The sequence below is a fragment of the Macrococcus carouselicus genome, assembly GCF_004359515.1.
Taxonomy (GTDB): Bacteria; Bacillota; Bacilli; order Staphylococcales; family Staphylococcaceae; genus Macrococcus; species Macrococcus carouselicus.
Genome location: NZ_SCWD01000016.1, coordinates 1 through 506, shown reverse-complemented (window position 1 = coordinate 506; position 506 = coordinate 1). Strand labels below are relative to the sequence as shown.

Genomic DNA, 506 nt, shown 5'->3' with positions numbered 1-506 from the left:
TTAATAATGTGATGTCTGTATCAATACAGACGCGCGATTTTTTTGAGAATTCAATCAATGAACTCACTCGGTTTTGCTTGGTAAAATCTTTTTCTTCTTACTTTATCTAGTTTTCAAAGTACAATTTAATGGTGGAGACTAGCGGGATCGAACCGCTGACCTCCTGCGTGCAAAGCAGGCGCTCTCCCAGCTGAGCTAAGCCCCCATAAAGGTTATTCAATTAAACTATTAATGGTGGGCCTAAATGGACTCGAACCATCGACCTCACGCTTATCAGGCGTGCGCTCTAACCAGCTGAGCTATAGGCCCATTTGAATGTATGAACATTCAAAACTGAATACAATATGTCAATGTCGATTCCGAAGGAATATCAAGTATTCCTTTTCCGTAATATCCTTAGAAAGGAGGTGATCCAGCCGCACCTTCCGATACGGCTACCTTGTTACGACTTCACCCCAATCATCTGTCCCACCTTCGACGGCTAGCTCCTAAAAGGTTACTCCACC

2 tRNA genes and 1 rRNA gene are annotated in these 506 nt (G+C 43.5%); all 3 read right to left on the bottom strand.

What is annotated here, in order from left to right:
* Nucleotides 1-129: 129 nt before the first annotated feature.
* A tRNA-Ala gene (locus tag ERX40_RS11060) sits at nt 130-205 on the bottom strand.
* A 27-nt stretch (nt 206-232) separates the two neighbouring features.
* Nucleotides 233-309: transfer RNA gene (locus tag ERX40_RS11055), tRNA-Ile, on the bottom strand.
* Between the two features lie 91 nt (nt 310-400).
* Nucleotides 401-506: ribosomal RNA gene (locus ERX40_RS11050) — 16S ribosomal RNA — on the bottom strand; the annotation flags it as partial.